An 834-nucleotide genomic window follows, 5' to 3' on the forward strand; every position below is an offset into this window, starting at 1 on the left:
GGTGTTGTTGGTTACTGTTAGTTCCGGCGTTGCTGTTTCTGCCACGGGCGTGCCGTTCCGCGCCTTGTTTTGGGCAACAAGGGGAGTTACTGTGGTGGTACACAGCACTATCAATAAAACACCGATGCCTATTTTTCTGTTCATTCTTGTATAATATTCTTTTTTCGACTGCAAAAGTAGTAATAATTTTTGAATTGACAATCATTTATTTCAAAAAATAAATCGAAAATTTAACATCTTTTTATACGCTTTTTCCATTTTCTCCGTTATATCAAGGTTATGTGGATAAAAAAATACATCCTCACTCTGCTGGTTGCACTTACTGCCGGTTTTGGCTTTGTTGTGAGTGCCGACACGCTTGTGCCTGCGCCTGTGGATGAGGAGTTTGTGTTTAATCCGCAAACAAATCGCTACGAATTGCGCTCGATAATCGCGCCTGACCTCACTACGCCCACTGCGATGACTCGCGATGAATATCTGGAATATACGCTTCAGAAGAGCATGGCAGCCTATTTTAGAGAAAAAAATGCGGAGGCGTATTTGATGAAAGACAGCACCGGAAAAACAGATTATTTGGACAAACTGTTGGGCAGCTATCAATTTGGTTTGGGACCTGCGGAAAAGATTTTTGGACCGGGGGGCGTGCAACTCAATCCGCGCGGAAGTGTGGACACCAAAATCGGCATTACACACACTTCTATGGGCAATCCCACCCTCAGTGAGCGGCAACGCACTCACACCACATTCGATTTCGACCCGCAAATTCAAATCTCGGCAGAGGCGAAAATCGGCGAAAAGATGAGTTTCGACCTGAACTACAACACGATGTCCACC

1 protein-coding gene is annotated in these 834 nt (G+C 44.8%); it reads left to right on the plus strand.

The window, feature by feature from the left end; genetic code table 11:
* Positions 1–279 precede the first annotated feature (279 nt).
* On the plus strand, positions 280–834 hold a 555-nt coding region (locus ASC50_RS02030; RefSeq protein ID WP_158648284.1), incomplete at its 3' end, for a hypothetical protein.

Source organism: Candidatus Symbiothrix dinenymphae (assembly GCF_001431085.1).